The following is a 26296-nucleotide window of genomic DNA, read 5'->3' on the forward strand; positions in this document are numbered from 1 at the left end:
TAACCGCTACATCTTACAACCTGGATACGGCATCCATTACACGTATTCCAGGCAATCTACTCGCAGATACAGCCGTTAAAAGTTCACATCCTCTTTTAAAATTTTATCAAAACCGGGTAGATGTAAGCGATCAGCAGGTTAACTACTTCAAAAAACTTTATTACCCAACCTTCACATTCTTCGGCGTAATGCAGGGCAGGGGATCTGGTTTTGGTCCGGGTTACGCCCTCGATCAGAGCGCTTATTCTACCAGTTACGGCGATGGTGTTAACCCTACACGCGGAAACTATTTGATTGGCATAGGAATGACCTGGAATTTATCAACCCTGCTTAAAAACCGTCCGCAAGTACGTGCACAACAATACATTAGTCAGGGTTTAAAAGAAGAGTACAACCTGGTTGATCAGCAGTTAAGGGCGCAATTGGCCCTTGCCGAAACCAAGCTGAACAATGCTTTGGCCAACTATAAGGAAGCACCTATACAGGTTAAAGCAGCATCTGATGCCTATCTGCAGAAAAATACGCTATATAAAAACGGCTTAACTACGCTGGTAGATCTTACCCAGGCACTTTTTACATTAAACCGTGCAGAAACCGACAGGGATATTGCTTTTACCAATGTTTGGCAGGCTTTGCTGTTAAAATCGGCAGCTTTGGGCAACTACGACATATTTATCAATGAATTTTAATCTGGTTATATAAATGAATTTAATACGTTTCGCACTCCGCAAACCCATATCCATCTTAGTTTTAGTAGCAGGATTGTTCTTTTTCGGTATTGGGGCCATCAACCAGATCAAGGTTGATATCCTGCCACAGATGAACCTTCCGGTTATTTATATTGCCCACCCTTTTGGTGGTTACACACCAGATCAAATGGAGGCTTATTTCGGTAAGCAATACGTTAACATCCTGCTTTTTGCAAACGGTATCAAAAGTATCGAAACCAAAAACACACAGGGTTTAATGTTGATGAAATTAACCTATTACGAAGGTACTAATATGGCGCAGGCCGCTGCCGAGCTTAGTGCGCTCTCTACCAGGGCGCAGGCCATTTTCCCGCCAGGTTCGCAACCTCCTTTTGTAATCCGCTTTGATGCTTCATCCTTGCCTGTTGGTCAGTTGGTATTAAGCAGTCCTATCCGTACCAATAACGAACTGCAGGATTTAGCAAATACTTACGTTCGCCCGAGTTTCTCAGCCATTCCAGGCTTACTTTCTCCTGCCCCATTTGGTGGTAGTCCGCGTACGATAGAGATCAATGTTAACCCATCCTTACTCCGTTCGCACAATTTAACAGTCGATCAGGTGGTGGAAGCCATCAGGTTAAACAACCAAACAGCCCCTTCAGGAAACGTGAGGATAGGCGATAAAAACTACCTTACTCCTACCAATTATACTATAAAAAAAGTAAAAGACTTTGAAAACATCCCTTTATTTAAAGGCAGTGTACAAAATCTTCAGCTCCGCGATGTGGCCACGGTTAAAGATGGTGCCGATTTGGTTCAGGGTTACGCCCTGGTAAACGGCAAACGCTCGGTATATTTGAGTATTGCCAAATCAGGCGATGCTTCTACCTGGGATGTGGTTAAAAATTTAAAGAAAAATCTACCCAATATCCAGAGTACACTGCCAGAAGATGTTAAACTCTCTTACGAGTTCGACCAATCGGTATATGTAATCAACTCCGTAAAAAGTTTGATCAGTGAAGGTGCAATAGGTGCCATTTTAACCGGTTTAATGGTATTGCTTTTCTTAGGCGATAAACGCGCAGCCTTGATCGTAATCCTGACCATCCCAACTTCAATCATTTCGGGAGTACTGTTCTTAAAGCTATTCGGACAAACGATCAACATCATGACTTTGAGCGGCTTGGCTTTAGCAATTGGTATCCTGGTAGATGAATCGACGGTAACGATAGAAAATATCCACCAGCACTTTGATATGGGTAAACCCAAGGCACTCGCCATATGGGATGCCTGTAAGGAAATCGCTTTTCCTAAATTGCTGATCCTTTTCTGTATCCTTGCCGTATTTGCGCCGGCCTTTACCATGTCGGGCATTCCGGGCGCATTGTTCTTACCACTTGCACTTGCAATCGGTTTTTCAATGGTGGTTTCGTTCCTGTTATCGCAAACTTTTGTACCGATTATGGCCAACTGGCTGATGATTGCACATCCTAAAAAAGGAGCTGCACACCACCCTGGCATTACCCAGGATGAGGCTGATTTTAAAGCAACAGGCATTGAAATCGAAACAGAAAAAGATACCCTGAACCAAAAAAGGGTACTGGTTGAGCGCGAAGACTTTAGTGGTGATGGCAAAATCGGCTTTTTCGATAAATTCAGAAACCGTTTTATGCGTTTTCTCGACAGGATATTGCCTTACCGAAAATCGGTTGTTTTAATTTATCTGGTTGTAATTATCGGGCTGGCTGCATTATTATTGGCGAATATCGGTAGAGATGTTTTACCACGTGTAAATTCGAGCCAGTTCCAGTTGCGTTTGCGTGCACCCGATGGAACCCGTTTAGAGCGTACCGAAGAGAAAGCCAATGTGGTACTGGCCGAACTTAAAAAAATGGTTGGTGCGGAGCATGTGGGTATTTCTTCCGTGTATGTAGGTCAACACCCTTCGCAATTCTCGGTAAACCCGATTTACCAATATATGGCAGGTCCGCACGAAGCCGTTTTCCAGGTAAGTTTAAAGGACTTTGAAGAAGACATGGACGATTTTAAAGATCAGTTCAGGGATAAGATCAAAAAACTTTTGCCGGATGTTAAACTTTCTTTCGAACCTATCGAATTAACCGATAAAGTACTGAGCCAGGGCTCTCCTACTCCTGTTGAAGTACGTATTGCAGGCAAAAACAAAAAACTGAACGAGAAATATGCCAATAAAATATTGGCCGAGCTGAAACAGATCCCTTATATGCGTGATGTTCAGATTGCGCAGCCGATCAAATATCCATCGTTAAATATCGATATCGACAGAACACGTGCGGCACAGATCGGTGTAGATATGGCCGATATTTCGAGGTCATTGATTGCTTCTACTTCATCATCGCGTTATACGGATAAAAATATCTGGCTCGATGAAAAAGCAGCTTTACCTTATAACGTACAGGTACAGGTGCCAATTAACCAGATGAGCAGCAAAGATGATATCGGTGAGATACCTTTATTGAAAAACGCTGCCCGCCCGGTACTGAGCGATGTGGCAAAAATTACTCCTGATACCACCGCCGGAGAAAACGACAATATCGGTGCCATGCCTTTCTTATCGGTAACGGCAAACCTTTACCATACCGATTTGGGAACGGCATCAAAAGATGTTGATAAAGCCATTAAAAACCTTGGCGAACTGCCGAGGGGGTTAAACGTGAGCCCAATTGGATTGAGCAGGGTATTAAACGATACACTGGATAGCTTACAATCAGGCCTATTTGTGGCCATTGTGGTGATTTTCTTAATGTTATCGGCCAATTTCCAATCGTTTAAAGTACCATTGGTTATTTTAACCACGGTACCAGCGGTAATTTTGGGTTCGTTGCTGTTGTTAACCCTTACCGGATCAACCTTAAACCTTCAATCGTATATGGGTATCATCATGTCGGTGGGGGTATCTATCGCGAATGCGGTACTGTTGATCACCAATGCAGAGCAGTTAAGAAAACATAATGGTAATGCATTACAATCGGCACGCGAGGCAGCAGCTTTACGTTTACGCCCCATTATTATGACCAGTATTGCCATGGTTGCAGGTATGTTGCCAATGGCCATCGGCCATGGCGAAGGTGGTGGAGCAGTTTCGCCACTCGGCAGGGCAGTTATCGGCGGTTTGATATTTTCAACATTCGCAGTATTGATTATATTGCCATTGGTATTTGCATGGGTTCAGGGCAAACAAACTACCGATTCGATGTCGCTCGATCCGGAAGATAAAGACAGCATCCACTACATTAAAGGTTTAGAAGAAAACGAATAAATTTATCATCACAAATGAATACGAAGATATTTTCAACAGGATTATTAAGTGCAGGATTTTTAATGCTTACGGCCATGTACGGCTGTGGGTCTTCAGAATCTAAAGCTCCGGCAAAAAAAGAGAAACAAGCGGCCATTGCCACTTTCGATCTTAAAAAAGAAAAATTATCAACCCAATTAAGTTTGCCTGGCGAACTCATCGCCTATCAACAGGTAGATTTATATGCCAAAGTGAGCAGTTTTGTTAAAACATTAAAGGCTGATATCGGTTCGGAAGTAACAAAAGGTCAGTTGTTAATGACTTTAGAAGCTCCCGAAATGACTTCGCAACTGGCTGCAACACAATCGAGGATAAAAGCACAGGAAGCCATTTATACCGCTAGTAAAGCCAATTATAACCGTTTATACGAAACCAGCAAAACCCCCGGAACCATTTCTACCAACGACCTCGATCAGGCACTGGCAAAAAAGAATTCTGATCTGGCACAACTCGAAGCCGCAAAAGCTGCTTATAAAGAAGTGGGTTCGGTTCAGGATTATTTAACCATCAGGGCACCTTTTAGCGGTGTTATTTCGGCCAGGAATGTAAACTTGGGTGCTTATGTTGGTCCAACAGGAAAAGGTTCTGATTTACCATTATTTACGCTACAGGATCAGAAAAACCTGCGTTTAGCTGTATCTATACCTGAGGTTTATACCGGATATCTGAAAGCTGGAGATGAAATCAGTTTCACTGTAAAATCATTGCCAAACCAAACCTTTAAGGCAAAAGCAAAACGTTTATCGGGTGCTTTAGATCTACGCCTACGTTCTGAACGTGTAGAGATGGACGTACCTAATGCTTCCAAAGTTTTGTTGCCGGGCATGGTGGCAGAGCTGAATATTCCGCTTCCTGCAAATGCCAGTACCTTTATTATTGCTAAAAAAGCCTTATTGGATACCAGCGAAGGATTATTCGTATTAAAAGTAGCTGATAACAAAGCGGTTAAAGTAGCCGTAAAAAAAGGAAGGGAAACCGATGATAAAGTTGAAATTTTCGGTGATTTAACAGAAGGTGACAAATTAGTGGCAGAACCTACAGAGGAAATGCATGAAGGAATGGTGATTAAACCATAACTTTACGTCACTAAGGATTAATTATGTTATCAAAAAACCAGGAGCTTTCTACCCTTCACAAAAAAGAAACTTTAGAGGATTTTTATAATAGGCTGAAAATTACTCGGCCAGAGATCCCTACGCCCAGCTTAGGGATGATAAACGATTTAGGGCACTTTAATGTTTTTAACAGAAGTACCGTTTGTACCAATATCCCTTCGGCTTTTAGTCGGAGGGACTTTTATAAAATCTCGCTGATTATTGGAAACGGGATTTTGCATTACCCTGATGCGCAGATTGAAATTAAAGGTAGGGCTTTACTATTCACCAACCCAAATATCCCCTATTCGTGGGAAAGTACTTCAGCAAAACCGGCCGGTTTTTTCTGTCTGTTTACCGAAAATTTTATCCATAACCGTAACGAAACGCTTCGCGATTCTTTATTATGGCGTATTAACGACAGTCCGGTAATCCACATCGATGAAGAGCAGGAAATCACCCTGAGGGATATTTTTTGCAAAATGTTGAAGGAGATGGACGGCGATTATATCCACAAATATGATCTTATAAGAAATTATGTGCAGCTGATTGCTCACGAGGGTTTAAAAGTAAAACCCCAGGATGTTCTTTTTAAACAGAATACCGCATCGGCCAGGCTAACCTCTTTGTTCCTCGAATTATTGGAAAGACAGTTCCCTATCGGTTCTACCGAACATATCCTGGAATTAAAAACAGCCCACGATTTTGCCTGCCGTTTATTGGTACATGTAAACCACCTTAACCATGCGGTAAAAGAAGTAACAGGTAAAACTACTTCAGAACATATTTCAAGAAGGATTGCAACCGAAGCTGTAGCCTTATTAAAACATACTGAGTGGAACATTGCCCAGATTGCCTATTGCCTGGGTTTCGAGTATCCAGCCAATTTTAATATCTTTTTCAAACGCCAGATGCAGTGTACCCCAAGGGTATTCAGGGCGAATTAATAGTAACCGCTACTACTAGAGACAGCTCGTCACCCTGAATTTATTTCAGGGTCTATCTCGCAGGAAAGATGCTGAAATAAATTCAGCATGACGACTCGCATTAAGAAAAGCAGCTAAAAAAACTATCCCCGCTCCACAAACTCTTCTCTAACCAAACTCCACAGCAATTTCCTTACTTCCTTAAAATCGTTTAGGTAATACTTCGCTTCAGAAATGTTGTTCCCAACCTTAATGGTAAAAGCTTCATCTGGCAAAGCCCTAAAAATATCTTCGTCGGTATGATCGTCGCCCAGTGCGAGGATAAAGTCGGGATGTTTATCGTACAACCAGTTTAAAGCCGCTTTGCCTTTATTTACCTCCATGTTTTTAAACTCGATTACTTTATTGCCCGGCATCAGTTGCAGACCTTTATCTGCTGCCAATATCTTCATGTGACTGATGATCTCGTTGGCCCTTAAATCACCCAATCCTTCTTCCGCCTTGCGGTAATGCCAAACTAATGAGTAACTTTTTTCTTCAATAAACGATCCCGGTGTACGGTCGGTATAGGTTTCCAATAAAGTTTTTATTTCCTGTTTCCATTGGTCGGTGAGGAGGGGCAAACTGTTCCACTTGTCACCATGCGATTTCTGCCAGGCACCGTGTTCGGCAATCAGGTCTACCTTTAAATGTCCGAACCAGTGTTCGAGTGTCTCGTGCCTTCTGCCGCTGATGATGATTACCTTGTTCGCATTATCAATAGTGAGATTTTCGATCAGATCATACAGTTCTGCATCCGGAGAGGCATCATCAATATTTCCGGTAAAATCTACCAGGGTACCATCATAATCCAAAAATAAAACGCGATCAGTTGTTTTGGCATATTTTGCGGCTATTACTTCGTTAATGGCATTTACCGCATGTTTGGTCAATAACGATTTTTGAGAATCTTTCACTTCGTTTAATCTTAAAATAAAATTGTTTACCCAATGTTTTACATTGAATTTTTCTACAATTGCACGCATGGCTTTCATGCGCTGTTGTTGCTCTTCCAGAGGCATTTTTAATGCGGTAACAATGGCCTCCATAATGTCGCCAAGGTTGTTCGGGTTAACAATTACCGCATCGGTTAATTCTTTGGAGGCACCAGCCATTTCGCTTAAAATGAGCACACCGTCGTTATTGTTCCGGCTGGCAATATATTCTTTGCTCACCAGGTTCATACCATCACGCATCGGGGTAACCAGGCAGATATCGGCTGTGGCATAGAGTGCCGATAATACTTCGATAGGGAAAGAACGGTAGAAATAATTTACGGGAATCCAGTTGATGGAACGGTAACGCGCATTTAAATTGCCCACAAACTGATCAATCTGATCTCTAAGGTCGCTGTATTGCTGTACCGTATCCCTTGAAGGAACCACAATCATAAAAAGCTCTATTTTACCGATATACTCGGGGTGAAGCTGCAACAATAACTCTAAAGCTTTTAAACGTTCTAAAATCCCTTTACTATAATCTAAACGATCGATAGAAAGGATCACTTTCATATCTTCTTTTCCGCTCCTGAAATAATCGATTTCCTTTTTTACCTCTTTTGTAGCGGTTAAATCCGAAAATTTATCGAAATCGATCCCCATTGGGAAAGCTTCTACTACAATCTGTCTTTCGTTGCTGTTGAGTACATTTGAAGATGAATTTACCGGAAGTAAACGGGTTGCTGTACTGATAAAATGACGTACATCATCATAGGTATGGAAACCGATCAGATCGGCACCTGTTAATCCGTTAAGCAGTTCTTCACGCCAGGGGATCAACCTGAATATTTCATAGGATGGAAAGGGGATATGCTGAAAAAAACCAATGGTGGCAGAGGGTAATTTTTCTCTTAAAATGCCTGGCAAAAGGAGCAGTTGGTAATCCTGGATCCAGATTTTGTCTCTCCTTTGCAGCACCTGCATGGCACTTTTGGCAAATTTTTCGTTTACTGATTTATAGCAATCCCAATAGCTCTGCTCAAAATGCGCATAGGTAACCATATAATGAAATACCGGCCATAATACCTCGTTAGAAAAACCCTCGTAATATAAATTGATTTCGTTTTGGGTGAGGAAAACCGGATAGAGGTTTAATTCAGCGAGTTTCTGTGTAACTTCTTCTTGACGTTCTTCGGGAACCTCGATTCCGGGCCATCCTATCCAGATGGAATTACCTGATTTATATACGTCGCCCAATCCGGTGGCAAGTCCGCCCTCGCTGGGAATAAACGTGTATTCATCGTTCTCTTCAATGATTTTAACGGGAAGTCTGTTCGATATTATAACTGTTTTCATGCTTGTATTTGATGTATCTACACCATTAAAAGCATATCAAATGGGTTTTGTTTGGATTTTTAGTTCAAAAAAACATTCATATGATTAAACGTAATTAAATACCAGCGAAAAAGTAGTACCCTCGTCGGGTGTAGAAATCACCTCGATGCTTCCCTTGTGCATTTTCATAATATTGCGGCTGATGGTTAATCCAATACCCGATCCATTTTTTCGGGTGGTGTAAAATGGAACAAAAATCTTCTCCAGGTCGTCGGCATCAATACCTTTTCCGTTATCGCTCACATCGATGTAAAGTTTTGTGTTTTCCAACCGGTAATTAACATGGATATGTGGCATCTCCCTGTTCTCTACTGCATAAATACTGTTTGTAATCAGGTTGATGAGCACCTGTTCTACCAGTTTTAAATCAAGTTGTACAGTAATTTTCGAGGAAGTTTGCTCAACATCAAGCACTACATTTTTAACCTTGGCAAATGGCTGCATCAAAACCTTAATGTGTTTCAATATTTCGCCGATGGTATGCGATTCGAGGTTTGGCGTTGGCAGTTCGGCAATTAAACGGTAATCTTTCACAAAATCCAATAAACCCGACGAACGTCGCTGGATGGTCTGCAGGGCTGTTTTCAGGTCGTCCATTTCATCCTCTGTAAGGTTCTTTTTATCGGTTACCATTTTATTGATCGTATCCGATAATGAGCTGATAGGGGTAATAGAATTTAGGATTTCGTGCGAAATTACGCCGATCAACCTGTTCCAGGCCTCGGTTTCTTTCTGCTCAATTTCGTCTTTAATGTTCTGGAAACTGATGATGGTATAATTGTTTCCATAAAGGTTTAAAGGAATAACCTCGGTAGAAAGCTGGATCAGTTTATCCTGGATTTTTAATTCCAAAAACCTTTTTCCACCCGTTAAAATCTGATCTATCTCTGTTGCAAATGCCGGAAGATGCTGTTTTAACCTATGCCAGTATTTATAGGCCGGTACAGCCAGGAGATTTGAAGCTGCCTGATTGAAAAAAGCAATTTCTTCGTTCTCCTCTTTCGTTGAATTATTGACCACGATTACCCCAACCGGAACCTGCTCCAAAATGGTTTTAATCAGCTGGAACATGGCTTCCTGCTCTAGCCTGATCTGCTTATGTACCTGTAAAATATCGCTAAACGATTCGTAAAGTTCAGGGAAACTGCCCCTGGTTACCTTATTTTTGAAATTTAAGGTATGATCGCGTGTTTTTACCGCCAGAATGAAACGGTTAATGTCCGACCGGATCTGGTTGATGTAATAATAAAGGGAGATAATGGTACCCAATAATATCAGTGAAACACCAATAATGGTAAACCAGAGCTGTGTGTTTTTGATCAGGTAAAATAAGAGGTAGCCCAGCAGATTGATGATCACTAGGCGGAATATTAAACGGAAGGTAAAGCGCTGGTAAAACATTTTTTTTAAGCTGAAAGCTAAAAGCTAAAAGACTAAAGCTTTAACCTTTGGTCTTTAGACTTTAAGCTTAGATTCCAAATTTCTCGATTCTTCTATAAAGTGCGGCCCGGGTTAAGCCCAGTTCGGCGGCAGCTTTTGATATATTTCCCTTGTGTTTATCGATTGCTTTCTGCACCATCATTTTCTCCATATCCTCGAGGGCCATTTCATCGGGGATGGAGTTGTTCTGTGCAAAACGTTGCGGACTTAGCTGTAAATCTTCTTCCGAAATTTCACTTCCATCGCTCATAATCACTGCCCGTTCTAAAACGTGTTGCAATTCGCGTACGTTGCCCGGCCATTTATAATTTAAAAGCACGTCTTCTGCTTTATGGCTTAATTTACGGATTTCTTTATGATATTTTGAGCTGAAAACCTGCATAAAATGATTGGCTAGCAATAAAATATCTGTTCCGCGTTTGCGTAAAGGTGGCAATAGCAGTTCAACGGTGTTGATCCGGAAAAGTAAATCCTGTCTGAAAGTATTTTTAGCCACCATTTCGTTTAGTGGCATATTGGTGGCGGTAATTAAGCGTACATTTACTTTACGCTCTTTACTTTCGCCCAAACGGGTAACGGTGCGGTTCTGTAAAACGCTTAACAGTTTTGCCTGTAGAGGCAAGGTTAAATTCCCGATCTCATCCAAAAATATGGTTCCACCGTCTGCCAGTTCGAAACGGCCTGGTTTGTCTTCTTTGGCATCGGTAAAAGCGCCTTTGGCATAACCAAACAGCTCACTTTCGAATAAATTTTCATTTAGAGAGCCTAAATCGACATGCATGAAAACCTGGTTTTTCCTTTGCGAATTTCCGTGAATTTCGTGTGCAAAAACCTGTTTACCCGTTCCGTTTTCACCTAAAATAAGCACATTGGCATCTGTTGGTGCAACTTTGAACAAAGTAGCCTGCAACTGTTTTATACCATCTGCCTGGCCAACAATATTCTCGAAACCCCGTGTGAGGTCTTTTTGAAGAGAAGAATGTATTTTTTCGAGTTTTTTTACTTTTCGGGTCGATTCGCGGAGTTTGGATGCAGCAGAAATGGTGGCGAAAAGTTTTTCATTTTCCCAAGGTTTCAAAATAAAGTCTGTAGCGCCCTTTTTAATTGCTTTAACTGCAAGTTCTACATTTCCAAAGGCCGTCATTAAGATGACCACGTAATCTTTATCGATGGATAAAATGTGTTCGAGCCAATATAAACCTTCGCGACCATCACTTGCGCCTTTTTGGTAATTCATATCAAGTAAAATAATGTCTACTTCATTTTTACTCAATAAAACATTGATTTCTTTAGGCGATTTACAGGTAATTACTTGCTTTACCTGTTGTTTTAAGAACAAACGGGCACTAAGCAGGATATCGTCGTCATCATCGATAATTAAAACTGTGGCGTCCAACATAAATTTAAATTTGATGTGCTAAAGTAATAAAACTGTCCGCTCCCGCACACGAACTGTCCGATAATGAACATGTTAAAATAGTAAAAACTTTTAATATATTGATTATTAGTGTTTTAATTGTGTTTGTGGCTTTTGGCATAAGCTTGGCATAAGGGAAACCGAACAGTATAACCGAACACATGGATAAGAAAATAGAGAAAAAAAGATTTAGCACTAAAACCCTGTTAATCATTGGTGGCGCAATTGCTTTTGTAGCAGTTGTAATTTATGGCTATACTTTATCCCTTAAAAAAGTTTATAGTGCCGATGCCGATAAATTAACAATCAGTAAAGTAGAATATGGCGATTTTGAAGATGTAGTTTTATTAAACGCCAGCGTTGTTCCACTAACTTCGGTAATTGTAAGTTCATCAGAAGGAGGTACCGTTGCCGAAATTTTTACCGAAAACGGCGCTTCGGTTGTAAAAGGTACACCTCTGTTAAGAATTTCTAACTCAAATGCGATGTTGAGTTACACTTCCAGTCAAACTGCTGCTACCGAGCAGATTAACCAGTTGCGTAAATCGAGATTGGATTTAGAGCAAAATCAAAGGGTATTAAATCAGGATGTTTTAGATGTAGAAAATAATTTGAGGACAGCAACTCGCCAATACCGTTTAGACAGCTCTCTTTTTGCCAAAAAAGTAATTACGCTGCAGGAACTTAATAAATCGAGTCAGGATTACGAATACTATCAGGGCAAATTGAAAATTGTGCGTCAGGCTGTTAAACAGGAAAACCAGAGCCGGAAAATGCAGTTGGCACAGATAGACCAATCGATGGGGCAGATGAACGAAAGTTTGGAAATGATCCGTAAAAACATCGAAAATATGACGATTAAAGCACCGGTTTCGGGTAAATTGTCGTCTTACGATCCAGTTATCGGAAAATCGTATAACTCTAACGAAATGATCGGTAAAATCGACGTTTTGCAAGGCTATAAACTTCAGGCCGGTGTGGATGAATATTATATTAACAGGGTTAAAGAAGGGCAAACGGCCAGTTGCGAATTTAATGGCAAAACCTATAACTTAACCGTAAGCAAAGTAATTCCGGAGGTTACTGCAGGTCAGTTTCAGGTAGAAATGGTATTTAAAGGTGCTGCGCCCGAAGGTTTACGTCGCGGTTTATCTTTGCAGACTAAATTAACGTTATCGGATAACAGTAAATCGTTGCTTTTGGCACAGGGACAGTTTTTCCAAAGTACCGGTGGCTCATGGGTATTTGTGGTAAACAATGGCAAAGCAATTAAGAAAAACGTAAAAATCGGCAGAAAAAATTACCTCTACTACGAAATATTGGATGGTTTGCAAAAAGGCGACGAGGTAATTACGTCATCATACGACCAGTTTAACCAATATGATCAGGTGGTGATTAATAAGTAAAGCGTTAAGCGGAGAGCATTTGGCGATATGTAATGACCAATAACCGATAAATTAATGATCAATAACCAAAAATCAATGATCAGGAAACTAAAATTAGCCAATAACTGATTTGAGATTTGAGATTTGAGATTTTGTAAAATGGACTATAAAGTTAACGAATAATATACTCAGGTCTCGATACTTGATACTAAACACCTGATACTAAATACTAGATATAAAACTAGAAAAACACTTGATACTATGATTAGAATAGAAAATCTGGAAAAAGTTTACAAAACTGAAGAAGTAGAAACTACAGCCCTCAACGGAATAAACCTTCATGTTGCTGCGGGCGAGTTTGTTTCCATTATGGGCCCATCTGGCTGCGGAAAATCTACCCTGTTAAACGTGATGGGTTTGTTGGATAAACCTGAAAGCGGAAGTTATAAGTTTATCGATACGGAGCTTTTAACGCTAAACGATAGGGAACGCTCAAATTTCCGTAAACGGAATATGGGATTCGTTTTCCAGAATTTTAACCTGATCGACGAGTTAACCGTGTTCGAAAACATCGAACTGCCATTAATCTATAATAAAATTGCAGCAGGTGAACGCAAAAAACTGGTAAACGAAATCATCGAAAGGATGAACATTGTAAACCGTAGCGGACACTTCCCTCAGCAATTATCGGGTGGACAACAGCAGCGTGTTGCCGTAGCAAGGGCTTTGGTAACCAAACCTAAACTGGTTTTGGCGGATGAGCCTACCGGAAACCTTGATAGTTCGCATGGTAACGAAGTAATGGAACTGCTTTGCGAATTGAACGAAACCGGTACCACCATTGTAATGGTTACCCACTCCAGTCACGATGCCAGTTTCTCCAACCGGATCATTAACCTTAAAGATGGTCATGTGATCTCCGAAAAAATAAACAAAAGCCGTAATGAAGAGCTGATATAGAGGTTTAAGGTAAAAGGCTTAGGGTATAAGGTAAAGTATTCACACCTTAAACCTTCAGCCCTAAACCTTACACCTTATAAAAAGATTTTAGTTTAGTTAATAATAGCCGCCAACAATCTTCCCCGGATGGGGAGATTTTGGATCGGCGATGGTAAGGTAAAGTTTTAAACTATAGGGCTAACGCACTAGAACCTTCCAACCTTTTAACCTTCCAACCTTCAACCTTAACAATATGTTCAAATTAAACCTAAAAATAGCTTTACGTAACCTTTGGAAAAACAAGGGTTTTTCGCTGATTAACATCGGTGGCTTAGCCATTGGCCTGGCCAGTTGCATGGTTTTGTTACTGTATGTTACTTATGAGTGGAGCTACGATAAACAGTTCACCAATCATGAAAAAACGTATGTGATGTACCACAATTCTGAGGCAAGTGGCAAAATTTTTAGTTGGGCATGGACACCGGCAGTAATGGCCGATGAGGTGAGGGAAAAAATACCAGGCGTGGCTTATTCCTCACACTCGAGTTATCCGAGCAATTACCTGGTTACCTATGGCGAAAAGAAATTTAAGGATAAAGGCGTTTATACCGATCCCTCATTTTTTAAAATCCTCGATCATAAATTTATAAAAGGTAATCCCGATAAGGTATTAAAAGAAGTAAATAGCATTGTTTTAACTAAATCTTTTGCTGAAAAACTGTTCGGAAACGAAGATCCCATCAATAAGACCGTAAAACTGGATAATGCGGATGTATTAAAAGTTGAAGCCGTTATTGAAGATGTGCCCGCCAATAATAGTATCAAATTCGAATATTTATTGCCATGGGCACTGTTCGAAAAAAGAGAACCCTGGGCAAGAGAAAAAAACTGGGGCAACAACATGTGCCTTACATTGGTGCAGTTAGAGAACAATAACGCTTTCGAAAAAGCCAATTCAGAAATCGGAGGCATTTATAAGCGTAACCTGCCGGGCAATAAAGACGTTGCCTTATTATTCCCTCTTGATAAATGGCACCTTTACGATGATTTTGTAAACGGTAAATCGGTTGGTGGAAAAATCGATCAGTTGAGGATTTTCCTGATGCTGGCCTTTTGTATCCTGTTGATCGCCTGCGTAAATTTTATGAACCTATCTACAGCACGATCAGAGAAAAGGGCAAAAGAAGTGGGCGTGCGTAAAGCCATCGGGTCATCGCGTCAATCTTTAATCGCACAGTTTCTGCTTGAGTCGGTTTTACTGGCCATTATAGCAACTGTTGTGGCTTTTGCCCTGGCCGAAGTAAGCTTGCCTTATTTCAATAACCTGTTAAATATCAAACTGGTTATTGCCTATAACGATTGGAAATTCTGGATGGCATTATTCTCTTTAATGGTATTTACCGGTTTGGTAGCGGGAAGTTATCCTGCGCTTTACCTTTCTTCATTCGAACCGGTTAAAGTGCTTAAGGGTTTTAATATTAAAGTAGGCTCGTCGGTTTCGATCCGTAAAGTGCTGGTTGTTTTTCAGTTTGTATTTGCAGTATGCCTCATTATCTGTACAACCATTATTTACCAGCAGTTAAATTACATTAAAAATAAACCGATCGGCTATAACAAAGGAAACCTGATCCAGATTGCCGTTCAGGGAAATTTAAGTGATGAAGGCAAACGTAATTTATTGAGGGATCAATTAATCAAATCAGGCGCAGCAACGAACGTAACCTTTTTTAGCAGGGGCATAAGCGAAGGCGGAAACAATACCACGGCGGTTTCGTGGCCTGGAAAAAATCCAAAAGAAGATATCTTTTTTAACCAGAGGGGAATAGGCTACGATTTTACCAAAACCATCGGTGCAGAGTTGATATCAGGCAGGGAATTTTCGGCCAGTTACCCAAATGATACCAATAGTGTGGTATTGAACGAATCGGCTGTAAAGGTAATGAACCTGAAAAATCCGCTGGGAACCGTGATCGATTTTTGGGGGAATAAGCTAACCGTGGTTGGTGTAATGAAAGATTTTGTGGTCGAGTCTGCCTACCAGAGTGTAGCGCCGATGTTATTTTATACCAGCAGCAGAAGTGGTGCATCTACCATTATTGTTCGTTTAAATCCATCAGCCAATGTAAGCAGTTCGCTGGCCAAAATTGACGAACTGGTACAGGGCATAGAACCCAATTTTCCGGTTGATAGAAAATTTGTTGACGAATCATTCGAAGAGAAATTCCAGAACGAAAAATTGTTGGGCATCCTTTCTAACTGGTTTGGCGGTTTTGCCATCTTTATTTCCTGTTTAGGCTTACTTGGTCTGGCTTTATTTATGGCCGAGCAGCGTAAAAAAGAAATCAGCATCCGTAAGGTGTTGGGTGCAAGTACAGTCAACATCCTCACCTTATTGAACAAAGATTTTATAAAACTAGTGGCCATTGCAAATATTATTGCCTTTCCACTGGCTTATGTAATTATAAATAAATGGCTTTCGGCATTCGAGTACCGCGTAATCATTTCGTTTTTACCATTTCTGCTGGCGATTGTGATCTCCATTCTGATTGCGGTTTTAACGGTGAGTTTACAATCGGTAAAAGTGGCCAAAGCAAACCCTATAGATGCACTTAAATACGAGTAGGGTGTAGGGTTTAAGGTAAAAGGCGTAAGGTTAATACGCCGGTACCTTAAATCCAATTAACATAATATAAATAAGGCGAAAGGTTAGAGGTGTAAGGCTTAAGAATTTTATGGCAACACCCCTAAACCTAAAAATAGATAAACAAGGTATAAGACTTTATGATGTAAAGCGTATGATTTTACGCCAACACCCTAAACCTTATACCCTAAACCTTAAACCTAATGTATAGATTAAACCTAAAAATAGCATTACGCAACCTGTGGCGAAACAAAGGTTTCACGCTGATTAACCTTGGTGGATTGGCCATTGGTTTGGCCAGCTGCATGATCCTGTTGCTTTATGTAGCCTACGAATATGGTTACGATAAGCAGTTTACGGATTATGATAAAACCTATGTACTTTATAACAACCAGAAAACAGCTTCAGAAACTTTTAGTTTTATGGCTTTTCCGGGCAGATTAAAAGACGAAATCAGGGATAAAGTACCGGGAATAACCAAAGTAAGCCGTTTGTCTTATGCAGAGCAGATGCTCATTTCCTACAACCGTAACAACTTTAAGAAAAATGCCGTTTTCTGTGATCCTGATTTTATCAGAATGTTCGATTATAAGGTTTTAAAAGGTGATAAAAATACATTATTAAACAGTGTTGACGGGATTGTGCTGACGGAAACACTGGCAAAAAGCCTGTTTGGTAACGAAGATCCTTTAAATAAAACAGTAAAACTCGATGAAAAAGAAAATTTAAGGGTAGAGGGGGTGATCGAAGATTCGCCGAAAAATTCAACCATCCAGCTTGATTATATCATGTCGTGGAAATTGTACGATAAATTAAACCCATGGACAAAAGATAGCGGTTGGGGCAATAACTACTGTATGATGTTTGCCCAGCTTCAGGATAATTCCTTTTTCGACCGCGCCAATAACCAGATGAAAGGCCTGATCAAATCGCACGATAAAGAAGCAAATGGTGAACCTTTTATGCATCCGCTGGCCAAATGGCATTTATACGATAAATTTGAAAACGGCAAAAATGTTGGTGGAAAAATCGATCAGCTGAGGATATTTTTTCTGCTGGCTTTTTGTATCCTTTTAATTGCCTGTGTTAATTTTATGAACCTTTCTACGGCCAAATCAGAAAAAAGGGCACGTGAGGTTGGTGTGCGTAAAGCCATTGGTTCTTCAAGGAGCAATTTGATGGGGCAGTTTATGTTCGAATCTATCCTGCTTACCTCTTTAAGTATGTTATTGGCTTTTGTATTGATCGAAGTAAGTTTGCCTTACTTTAACAACCTTTTGGGAATCACCCTTGATATTAATTACAGCGATTATAAATTCTGGACAGTATTTTTAGGCTTAACCTTGCTAACTGCTTTTATCGCCGGAAGTTACCCTGCATTTTACCTTTCTTCGTTCGATCCTGTTAAAGTTTTAAAAGGCTTTAAAATTTCAGGGGGTTCTACACTGTCTATCCGCAAATTCCTGGTGATTTTTCAGTTTGTATTTGCAGCCTGCTTAATTGTATGTACAGCAGTCATTTATCAGCAGTTAAATTATATCAAAAACAAACCGATCGGTTACAATCGTGCAAATCTGGTACAGATATCCACAGAAGGCGAATTTTCTAAAAAGGAAAAACGCGAAATATTGAAGGATGAACTAATAAAAGCTGGCGCTATCACAGCTTCTACAGAATACAGCATGTCGTTAACCAGCGGAGGGAACAATACTTATAGCGTGAGTTGGCCGGGCAAAAATGAAAAAGATAAAATCCTGGTAAACTTTAGGTTTACCAACCTCGATCTCACCAAAACCACCGGCATGGAAATTTTGCAGGGCAGGGATTTCTCCAAAGATTTTGTAGATACGGCTAATGTAATTGTTAACGAGGCACTGGTGAAGGTAATGGGCATGAAAGATCCGGTAGGTAAAATGGTGATGTGGGATCAACCTTTAAGAATTATTGGGGTATTGAAAGATTATGTAATGGAATCGCCTTATCAAAAAGCGGCTCCGCTGCTTATAGCGCAAAATCCAAACCGCGCTTCCACCATTATTATGCGTTTGAACGACAAGAGCAATATTACTTCCTCGATCAATAAGATTAACGAAGCGGTTAAAAGGTTAAACCCAGCTTACCCAACCGAAATCAGGTTTGTTGATGATAGTTTCGAACGGAAATTCAGGGATGAAAAACTATTGGGTACACTTTCTAACTGGTTCGGTGGTTTCGCCATCTTTATTTCGTGCCTGGGTTTATTGGGACTAGCCCTTTTTATGGCCGAGCAGCGCAAAAAAGAAATCAGCATCCGCAAGGTTTTAGGTGCGAGTACGGCCAACATCCTTACTTTATTGAACAAAGATTTTATAAAGCTGGTTGCCATCGCAAACCTGATTGCATTCCCCTTGGCTTATATCATTATCAATAAATGGCTTTCGGGCTACGAATACCGCATTTCGGTTTCTGTGCTTCCATTTATTGTAGCCATAAGCCTGTCGGTTATTATTGCAATACTTACCGTAAGTGTGCAATCGGTTAAGGTAGCAAAAGCAAACCCGGTAGATGCACTTAAATATGAATAAGCTATGCGCTTAGCGTTTGGCGATCAGCGTAAACTTATCGCTAACCGCCAAACGCCTTACGCTAAACCTCAAAAAGATGTTTAAACTCAACTTAAAAATCGCACTGCGTAACCTTTGGAAAAACAAGGTAAGCTCGTTTATTAATGTAATCGGCCTGGCTATCGGTTTGGCAGCCTGTTTAACTTTGCTGCTGTACGTTACCTACGAATGGAATTTTGATAAGCAGGCTAAAAATTCGGCCGATGTTTATACCGCCATGACTAATATTCCGGGTGATAACGGCAAAATTTCGGGAACATTCGAAGGCTCAACCACGACATTTGGTCCGGCGATTAAACAGGAGCTGCCCGAGCTTAGGTACATGGCAAGGATGGATTATGGAGGTAAAAATTTAATTGCCAATGGAGAAAATGCTTTTAAGCGTCAGTCTAAATTTGCTGAACCCGACATTTTAAAAATGTACGATTATGATTTTATCCAGGGTAACGCCAATACCGCTTTAAATAATCCTAACTCGGTTATTGTAACCGAATCAACCGCTAAGGTACTGTTCGGAACCACTGACGTGCTGAATAAAGTAGTCCGTTTTAAAGATCAGTTAGACCTTAATATTACGGGTGTAATTAAAGACCAGCCCGATAACAGCTCAAACAAATTTGATTATTTAATGCCATGGAGTTTATACGAATCGATTGACCGGGGTGCGAAAGACTTAAACTGGAGGAATTATAGTTATGTAACCCTGGTGATGTTAAAAAGTGGAACAGACCTAAACCTCGTTAATCAAAAGATCATCCAGATTGAGAAAAAAAATAATACCGACAATCAGCAAACTCAGGTATTGTTCCCATTATCCGAATTACATTTATACGGCAAGTTCGAAGATGGTAAAAGCATTGGCGGTGCAATAGAGCAGATTTACCTGTTTGTAGGATTGGCTTTTGGTATCCTGCTGATTGCTTGCATCAATTTTATGAATATGGCAACTGCCAAATCAGAAAAACGTGCCAAAGAGGTGGGTATAAAGAAAACCATTGGTGCCAATCGTAGCTCGCTCATCATTCAGTTTTTAACCGAATCGATGATGCTAACTTTTATCGCAGTAATTTTTTCAATCGCCCTGCTCGAGATCTTTTTGCCAACTTTTAATAATCTGCTCAACATCAAACTGAATATGTCGTATTTCAACAGCAGCAGTTGGGTGGGTATTTTAGGAATTGTACTTGCAACGGGTTTAATTGCCGGTAGTTATCCTGCATTTTACCTCTCGTCTTTTAATCCGATCCAAACCCTAAAAAGAAAAATTAAATCAAAAGCTTTCCTTTCGGTTAGTTTAAGGCAGGTTTTGGTGGTGGGGCAGTTCTGTTTTGCCATTATCCTTATCATTTCTACTTTGGTAATCTACAAACAGATCCAGTACATTAAAAACCGGCCAGTAGGTTTTGATGTAAACGCCCTGGTAGAAATGCCACAGGATGGCGAGCTGAAAACGAAATATGAGCTCTTGCGTACTGAATTGTTAAAATCCGGTGCAGTTACCTCAATGTTCCAGTCGTCGGTAAGTTTATCGCACCACGGTCGCAATTTTGCCGGTATCGAGTGGGAAGGAATGTTAAAAGCCACCAACAATCAATTGTTTAACCAGGTAATTACCACTTACGATTTTATCAAAACCAATGGCATCAAATTAACCAGTGGAAGGGATTTTTCAGAAAATTTCGCATCAGATACCAGTGCCGTTATGGTAAGTGCTTCGGCTGTTAAAATATTCGACTATAAAAATCCGGTAGGTAAAACCATTACCATTTTTGGCGATAAATTTAATATCATAGGCGTATTCGACGATTATGTTTGGGATTCGCCATACAAATCGAATAATCCGATGGTCGTATTTTTTGATAAAAAACAGACCGGGAACATCACCATGCGTTTGAACGAAAATAACAGCCTTCAAAGTAATATCGAAACCATCAGCAGGATCACAAAAGCCTTAAATCCGGCTTATCCGCTCGAGATTAATTTCCTGAACAACGTATACGCCGAAAAATACAATACTGAAAAAACTTTGGGCATTCTTTCTAACCTTTTTGGCGGACTGGCCATTTTCGTTTCCTGTTTAGGGCTTTTTGGTCTGGTGGCCTATAGTGCCGAGCAGCGGACAAAAGAATTTGGGGTACGCAAAGTGCTGGGTGCTTCATTATTCAACCTCATGCAGTTGTTATCGTTCTCTTTTGTAAAAATGATTTTGGTATCCATCGTTATCGCAATCCCTTTAAGTTACTTTTTAATGAATAAATGGCTGATGAAATTTGAATTCCATACCGAAATATCATGGTGGATTATGCCACTTGCCGGATTGGGAACTTTAATGATGGCTTTAGTAACCGTAAGTTTCCAAGCCTATAAAACAGCCCGTGCAAACCCGGTTAATGCACTTAAATATGAGTAAATCAATTGGCAGTTTTCAGTTGGCAATTTAGCAATTAACCAATTTAACAATTTATACAGTTAACCATATAATGATAAGATTAAACCTTAAAATAGCACTACGTAACCTTTGGAAAAACAAGGGTTTTACATTGATCAACGTTGGTGGACTGGCAATAGGCATGGCCTGTTGTTTAATGCTGCTGTTATACGTGAATTACGAATGGAGTTTTGATAAACAGTATAAAAATGCCGATAAAGTATATTTTGCTGCCTTAAATCTTAAATTTAATGGCAAACTGGCTACTACAATGGCCGTGCCGAACAAACTGGCCAAAGCTGGAGTAGCAGAGATTCCGGCGATTAAAAGTGCCGCACGCTTATCGATGAATAACGGACAGAAGTTATTTAGCCGTAACCAGCACAATTTTAAGCTTTCGGGGATGAAAGTTGATCCTGATTTTTTAAAAATCCTTGATCATAAATTTATCTATGGTGATCCGAATACGGCCTTAAGTGAACCGAATAATGTACTCATTAGTCAATCTACCGCGAAAAAACTCTTTGGTGATGAAAATCCGATTGGGCAGCGTATTACCTACGATAACAAAACCGATTTAAAAGTGAGTGCGGTGATAGAAGACCTGCCTAAAAATCAGACTTTACAGTACGATGTATTACAGCCATGGGCCTTTTTGGAACAGGAGAATCCTGGAGAAAAAGAATATAGTTGGGGAGCAATTACCTGCCTAACGCTGTTCCAGCTTAAAGAAAATGCTTCGGTAGAGGCCACAAATGCCGTTTTAAAACACTTTATTACCGATAAAGAACCCGATTTAAAAGAAATGACCTACCAGCCTTTTCTTTTTCCTTTGAGCAAGTTTCACCTCTATGATGATTTTGAAGGTGGAAAGGCCGTGGGGGGTAAAATAGACCAGTTAAGGTTATTTGTATTTCTGGCGATATGTGTGCTGTTTATTGCCTGTATCAATTACATGAACCTTTCTACAGCGAAATCAGAAAAACGCGCAAGGGAAGTGGGGGTTCGTAAAGCTCTGGGTTCTACACGCAATACCATCATGGGGCAATTTATGATCGAATCGCTTTTGTTATCGTTTTTGGCGATGTTAATTGCCTTTACCCTGCTCGAAGTTACCTTACCTTACTTTAATAGCCTGCTCGATATTTCGATCAAAATCAATTACAATGCTATTGGTTTTTGGGCAGTTCTGCTTTCTATGGTGGTGGTTACCGGTTTTCTTGCCGGTAGTTATCCGGCATTTTACCTCTCCTCTTTTATTCCGGTAAAAGTACTGAAAGGCTTTAAAGGCTCTGCAGGTTCGTTATCCATCCGCAAAACCCTGGTAGTGGTGCAATTTAGCCTTTCCATCTGTATGATCATTTCTGCAATTGTGATTTATAGCCAGATGCAGCACCTTAAAAATAAACCGCTGGGTTTTGATGAAACCGCGTTGGCACAGATAGACCTTGAAGGTGAATGGAAAAAGCCGGAAAAACTTCAGACTTTTAAAAACGAGCTGGAGCGGGCAGGAGCAATCACCGCTGCAACGGAATATGCACATTCTTTTACCAGTAGCGGTTCTATTACCAGCGATTTCCGATGGCCGGGCAAACCCAAAAACGATGTATCCATTATCAATTACCGGAGTACAGGTTTCGATTTTGTCAAAACAACCGGTGTGAAAATTATTGAAGGAAGGGATTTTGATCCTAAATTTTCAGCCGATACTTCAACATCACTTTTACTCAACCAAACTGCTGTTAAAATCATGGGATTAAAAAATCCTGTTGGTACCATTATCCACTGGGGCGATAATCCACCACTTAAAGTTGTTGGCGTAGTACAGGATTATTCGAGTGAATCGCTCGCTTCTAAAATACAGCCCACGGTTTATTATTATAATATTAAAACGAGTAAAGTATTATTGCTTAAACTCAACCCTAAACAAGCACTTTCTACTTCAATTGATAAGATAAAAGCTGTGGGTCAGGATTTAAACCCTGCATATCCCATTGAAATTAAAATGGTTAGTCAGGGTATGGCCGAGAAACTCCGTAGCGAGCGCCTGCTCAGTGCCCTTTCTAATATTTTTGGTGGTTTTGCCATATTTATTTCCTGCCTGGGCCTATTAGGTTTAGCGCTTTACACCGCCGAGCAGCGCAGCAAAGAGATCAGTATCCGGAAAGTACTGGGTGCCAATTTATCAGATATCCTGATCCTGTTGAACAAAGATTTTATGAAACTGGTGATTATCTCCAACATCATAGCCATTCCGGTAGCTTATATTCTGCTTGCCAAATGGCTCGAGAAATACGATTATAAAATTACGGTTAATCCATGGCCATTTTTACTGGCCCTGTTGACCTCGGTAGTAATTGCGCTGTTAACCGTTAGTCTGCAAACTTTTAAAGTTGCTAAGGCAAACGCTGTTGACGCACTTAAATACGAATAAACATGCGCTAAGCGTTTGGCGATCAGCGTCAACTTATCGCTAACCGCCAAACGCTTAGCAATACAACTCTAAACCTTAAACCTCATGTTTAAACTCAACTTAAAAATCGCACTCCGTAACCTTTGGCGGAACAAGGTGATCACCTCGATCAATATTGGTGGTTTGGCCATTGCACTGGCTGCATTTATTTTGGTAACCATGTATTTTACCTTCGAAACAGGTTTCGACAGGGCAAATCCCAATTACAACGAAATTTATGTAATTGGCAGGGCTTTACCTGATTTTAAGACCAACACTACCTCGCCTCCATTGGGTAAAACAATTAAAGCTGAGTTACCTGAATTGGTTTCGGTTGGAACGATGAAAATGAGCTTTTTCGAAATTCCTGTTACCAGTAAAAGTGGGGTTGTTTTTTTGAGCAGATGCCTGTATCTCGATTATGAAGCTGCAAAAATGTTTAACATTAAACCCAGTGGAGGTTTGGTTAGGGCTGAGGATCCTGGTCAAAACCTATTTTACCTGACTAATGAGAATTATAAAACGCTTTTTCCCCACAATAAAAGCGGTAAGCCCGAAATGATTGGGGTAGGCAGTAAATCTATGGGTATGACAGGCAGGCTTAGTGGAAGTGTTTATGCCGATCCACACTCTAATATTACTTTCGATGCTATTTCGGTGGTAAAAGAAATGGGGTTGGGCGAAAATTATGGATATAACAATTACAATACCTATATCCAGGTAAAACCTGGAACAGATATTAACGCGCTCGAGGCAAAAATAAATGCAATTTATAAAAGGGAAATGCTTAAAGCCGGTGAAGATCCAAATAACAAGGATTTTAAAGCAAGCAGGACATTCCTTGATCCATTGAAAAACCAGCACCTGAGGCCAAAGGCCGGCACCGATGCCAATTATAAAATACTCGTGGCCTTATCTGTACTGGGTATTTTAATTCTGGTAATTGCCTGTATCAATTTTACCAACCTCAGCATTGCACAGGCAGCCAAAAGGGCAAAAGAAGTTGGTGTAAAAAAAGTAATGGGCGCTTACCGTTTTCAGCTTTCCATTCAGTTTTTAACCGAAATACTGATCCAGTGTTTTGTGGCAACTGTTTTGGGCCTGATTTTGGCCGAAATCATTTTGCCAAGGTTTAATAACCTGTTTTCGGTAAATCTATCCATCTGGACCGCCAATAGTGCACTGTTTTGGCAGCTGCCTTTAATTTTGGTTTTCATTACCCTTATTGCAGGTGTTTATCCGGCCATGGTTTTATCAGGTTTTAAACCGGCCCTTGTATTAAAGGGCAATTTCCAAACCAGTAAACAAAGTTATTGGCTGCGTAATGGCCTTTTGGTTTTTCAGTTCAGCATTGCGGTTATTTTTATTACCGGTTTACTGATCATCAATTCGCAGTTAAAATATATGCGTACCCAGGATGTTGGCTTTAAACCCGAGCAGGTGGTGTACATTAAAAATCTTACCATTTTCGGTTCACCAAGCAAATTTGAGCCTATAAGGGATAGGATATCAAAAATCCCGGGAGTAAAATCGGTTACGGTGGCCAACACGGTTCCCGATGGATCTGATGGAGGCAAAAACAGGTATACGGTTGATGGCAAAGAGCAAAGCCTTACTTTTACCGATGTTGACTTTGATTATTTTGAAACCCTGAACATTAAGGTTAAAGAGGGGAGGGTTTTTTCGAGGGAATTTAAAACCGATACCGCAAATTCGGCCATACTAAATGAAGCTGCCGTAGCCAAATATGGCTTAACCGATCCGATCGGAAAATCAATCAGGGGTTGCCAGAACAAGGAATATAAAATAGTGGGGGTTATAAAAGACTTTAAGACACTAGGGTTCGAAAAACCTGTAGAACCCACCATTTACTCGATAAACGATCCCTGTGGAAACCCGAAAACAGAAATTATGTTGAAGATAGAAGAAAGGAGGATGTCGGAAGTACTGAGTGCCCTTAAATCGCAGTGGCCCGAGATCAACAAACTGGATGGCGATAATTTCCGTTACCAGTTTCTGGATGAAATGTATGGCCGGTTGTTTAAAAAACAGGAACAGTTGCAATCGGTATTTTTTGCCGCGGCATTACTCACCATTTTTATTGCCATACTCGGTCTGTTTGCCTTTGCGAAATACATCACTACCGGCAAGATCAAGGAAATTGCCGTAAGAAAGATTTTAGGTGCAAGCAACCTGCAGATTTTTAAACTGATCAACAGCTCTTTCTTTATTATGGTGGTAATTGCCAACATCATTTCGTGGCCTTTGGCTTATATTTTAATCAAAAAGTGGCTCGATACCTTTGCCTACCGCATCGATCTGCCACTTTTACCATTTGTAATGAGTGCCGGCTTAACCATTTTGTTAACCATTATTACCGTAAGCATCCAGGCAAATGGCGCTGTAAAAGCAAACCCTGTTGACGCTTTGAAATACGAATAAGACCTGCGGATAGCGTTTGGCGATCAGCGATAAGTTTTCGCTAACCGCCAAACGCCTCACGCCAAACTTAAAAATTATGTTTAAACTGAACCTAAAAATCGCCTGGCGAAACCTCTGGAAAAACAAAGGTT

General features: G+C 40.4%; 14 protein-coding genes. 11 read left to right on the forward strand and 3 right to left on the reverse strand.

Annotated features, from left to right (window positions below; genetic code table 11):
* The 4 genes from B2V92_RS23655 to B2V92_RS23670 form a co-directional block, all read left to right on the forward strand.
* Positions 1-689, forward strand: a 689-nt coding sequence (locus B2V92_RS23655) for a TolC family protein (RefSeq protein ID WP_293312753.1), incomplete at its 5' end; no start/stop codon positions are given.
* Positions 690-702: 13 nt separating this feature from the next.
* On the forward strand, positions 703-3987 hold the full coding sequence (locus B2V92_RS23660; RefSeq protein WP_293312755.1) for an efflux RND transporter permease subunit: 3285 nt from the start codon (positions 703-705) through the stop codon (positions 3985-3987).
* A 14-nt stretch (positions 3988-4001) separates the two neighbouring features.
* Complete coding sequence (locus tag B2V92_RS23665; RefSeq protein ID WP_293312757.1) at positions 4002-5102, forward strand: efflux RND transporter periplasmic adaptor subunit; 1101 nt, start codon at positions 4002-4004, stop codon at positions 5100-5102.
* 23 nt (positions 5103-5125) lie between these two features.
* The gene (locus B2V92_RS23670; RefSeq protein ID WP_293312759.1) at positions 5126-6067 is read left to right on the forward strand and encodes a helix-turn-helix domain-containing protein; all 942 of its coding nucleotides are present in this window, start codon (positions 5126-5128) and stop codon (positions 6065-6067) included.
* A 122-nt stretch (positions 6068-6189) separates the two neighbouring features.
* Here the strand turns inward: B2V92_RS23670 and B2V92_RS23675 are convergent, their stop codons facing one another.
* The 3 genes from B2V92_RS23675 to B2V92_RS23685 form a co-directional block, all read right to left on the reverse strand.
* Entirely contained in the window at positions 6190-8379 is a 2190-nt protein-coding gene (locus B2V92_RS23675; RefSeq protein WP_293312761.1) for a bifunctional alpha,alpha-trehalose-phosphate synthase (UDP-forming)/trehalose-phosphatase, read from the reverse strand.
* A gap of 84 nt (positions 8380-8463) precedes the next feature.
* Positions 8464-9819, reverse strand: a complete 1356-nt coding sequence (locus B2V92_RS23680; protein ID WP_293312763.1) for a sensor histidine kinase — start codon at positions 9817-9819, stop codon at positions 8464-8466.
* 67 nt (positions 9820-9886) lie between these two features.
* Positions 9887-11257 carry a sigma-54-dependent transcriptional regulator gene (locus B2V92_RS23685; RefSeq protein ID WP_293312765.1) on the reverse strand — a complete coding sequence of 457 codons (1371 nt, stop codon included), beginning with the start codon at positions 11255-11257 and terminating at the stop codon, positions 9887-9889.
* Positions 11258-11436: 179 nt separating this feature from the next.
* Between B2V92_RS23685 and B2V92_RS23690 the strand changes: the two genes are divergently transcribed.
* From B2V92_RS23690 to B2V92_RS23720, 7 genes are all read left to right on the forward strand, one after another.
* Complete coding sequence (locus tag B2V92_RS23690; protein ID WP_293312767.1) at positions 11437-12681, forward strand: efflux RND transporter periplasmic adaptor subunit; 1245 nt, start codon at positions 11437-11439, stop codon at positions 12679-12681.
* 240 nt (positions 12682-12921) lie between these two features.
* The gene (locus B2V92_RS23695; protein WP_293312769.1) at positions 12922-13620 is read left to right on the forward strand and encodes an ABC transporter ATP-binding protein; all 699 of its coding nucleotides are present in this window, start codon (positions 12922-12924) and stop codon (positions 13618-13620) included.
* A gap of 232 nt (positions 13621-13852) precedes the next feature.
* Positions 13853-16222 carry an ABC transporter permease gene (locus B2V92_RS23700; protein WP_293312771.1) on the forward strand — a complete coding sequence of 790 codons (2370 nt, stop codon included), beginning with the start codon at positions 13853-13855 and terminating at the stop codon, positions 16220-16222.
* Between the two features lie 221 nt (positions 16223-16443).
* Positions 16444-18804: an ABC transporter permease gene (locus B2V92_RS23705; protein ID WP_293312773.1), complete on the forward strand. Its 2361-nt coding sequence runs from the start codon at positions 16444-16446 to the stop codon at positions 18802-18804.
* Between the two features lie 76 nt (positions 18805-18880).
* On the forward strand, positions 18881-21253 hold the full coding sequence (locus tag B2V92_RS23710) for an ABC transporter permease (RefSeq protein WP_293312775.1): 2373 nt from the start codon (positions 18881-18883) through the stop codon (positions 21251-21253).
* Between the two features lie 70 nt (positions 21254-21323).
* Positions 21324-23705, forward strand: coding sequence for an ABC transporter permease (locus tag B2V92_RS23715; protein WP_293312777.1), 2382 nt, complete (start codon positions 21324-21326; stop codon positions 23703-23705).
* Positions 23706-23789: 84 nt separating this feature from the next.
* Positions 23790-26165, forward strand: coding sequence for an ABC transporter permease (locus B2V92_RS23720; protein ID WP_293312779.1), 2376 nt, complete (start codon positions 23790-23792; stop codon positions 26163-26165).
* The last annotated feature ends 131 nt before the right edge of the window (positions 26166-26296 follow it).

The organism is Pedobacter sp. UBA5917, assembly GCF_002432345.1.
Classification (GTDB): domain Bacteria; phylum Bacteroidota; class Bacteroidia; order Sphingobacteriales; family Sphingobacteriaceae; genus Pedobacter.

Excerpts from the sequence above, each read along its gene's own strand:
- B2V92_RS23680 (WP_293312763.1), bottom strand. The coding sequence starts at position 9,819 with ATGTTTTACCAGCGCTTTACCTTCCGTTTAATATTCCGCCTAGTGATC.
- B2V92_RS23665 (WP_293312757.1), top strand. The coding sequence starts at position 4,002 with ATGAATACGAAGATATTTTCAACAGGATTATTAAGTGCAGGATTTTTA.
- B2V92_RS23670 (WP_293312759.1), top strand. The coding sequence starts at position 5,126 with ATGTTATCAAAAAACCAGGAGCTTTCTACCCTTCACAAAAAAGAAACT.
- B2V92_RS23705 (WP_293312773.1), top strand. The coding sequence starts at position 16,444 with ATGTATAGATTAAACCTAAAAATAGCATTACGCAACCTGTGGCGAAAC.
- B2V92_RS23720 (WP_293312779.1), top strand. The coding sequence starts at position 23,790 with ATGTTTAAACTCAACTTAAAAATCGCACTCCGTAACCTTTGGCGGAAC.
- B2V92_RS23700 (WP_293312771.1), top strand. The coding sequence starts at position 13,853 with ATGTTCAAATTAAACCTAAAAATAGCTTTACGTAACCTTTGGAAAAAC.
- B2V92_RS23685 (WP_293312765.1), bottom strand. The coding sequence starts at position 11,257 with ATGTTGGACGCCACAGTTTTAATTATCGATGATGACGACGATATCCTG.
- B2V92_RS23710 (WP_293312775.1), top strand. The coding sequence starts at position 18,881 with ATGTTTAAACTCAACTTAAAAATCGCACTGCGTAACCTTTGGAAAAAC.
- B2V92_RS23675 (WP_293312761.1), bottom strand. The coding sequence starts at position 8,379 with ATGAAAACAGTTATAATATCGAACAGACTTCCCGTTAAAATCATTGAA.
- B2V92_RS23660 (WP_293312755.1), top strand. The coding sequence starts at position 703 with ATGAATTTAATACGTTTCGCACTCCGCAAACCCATATCCATCTTAGTT.
- B2V92_RS23715 (WP_293312777.1), top strand. The coding sequence starts at position 21,324 with ATGATAAGATTAAACCTTAAAATAGCACTACGTAACCTTTGGAAAAAC.
- B2V92_RS23695 (WP_293312769.1), top strand. The coding sequence starts at position 12,922 with ATGATTAGAATAGAAAATCTGGAAAAAGTTTACAAAACTGAAGAAGTA.
- B2V92_RS23690 (WP_293312767.1), top strand. The coding sequence starts at position 11,437 with ATGGATAAGAAAATAGAGAAAAAAAGATTTAGCACTAAAACCCTGTTA.